The organism is Nocardia sp. 852002-51101_SCH5132738 (assembly GCF_001665695.1).
GTDB lineage: Bacteria > Actinomycetota > Actinomycetes > Mycobacteriales > Mycobacteriaceae > Nocardia > Nocardia nova.
The window spans coordinates 1-542 of the sequence record NZ_LZML01000045.1; the positions used below are offsets into that span (position 1 = coordinate 1).

General features: G+C 60.3%; 1 protein-coding gene. It reads right to left on the reverse strand.

The genetic code is table 11. The features are described from left to right. Nucleotides 1-410, reverse strand: a 410-nt coding sequence (locus A5789_RS06885) for a transposase (protein WP_197516565.1), incomplete at its 3' end; no start/stop codon positions are given. Between the last annotated feature and the right edge of the window lie 132 nt (nt 411-542).

Here is a 542-nt window from a genome sequence, read left to right on the forward strand (position 1 = left end):
ACCTGCGACTTGGAAAGCTTTGTCACACCAAGTGATTCGACAAGTTTCTCCATGCGTCGGGTAGACACCCCGAGCAGATAACAGGTGGCGACCACCGAGGTCAGGGCTCGTTCGGCACGTTTGCGGCGTTCGAGCAGCCAGTCCGGGAAGTAACTACCCTGACGCAGTTTGGGGATCGCGACGTCGATCGTGCCGACACGAGTATCGAAGTCGCGGTGGCGGTACCCGTTTCGGGAGTTCACCCGCTCGTCGGAGCGTTCGCCGTAGCCGGCGCCACACACCGTGTCGGCTTCGGCGCTCATCATGGCCTGAATGAACGTGGACATCATGTTGCGCAGGAGATCCGGGCTCGCGACGGCGAGTTGCTCGGACAGCATTGCGGACGGGTCGATAGGCTGGACAGAGGTCATCGCGTGAAACTTTCTTCCTTCAAGTGACTTGGCGGTCTTTTGAAGGATCACGCGGTGACCACCCTCTACTCGGCTACGACACGCCCAGACTTCGCTGAGGGCCCGTCGTACACCATCCTGCTGGACTCAACC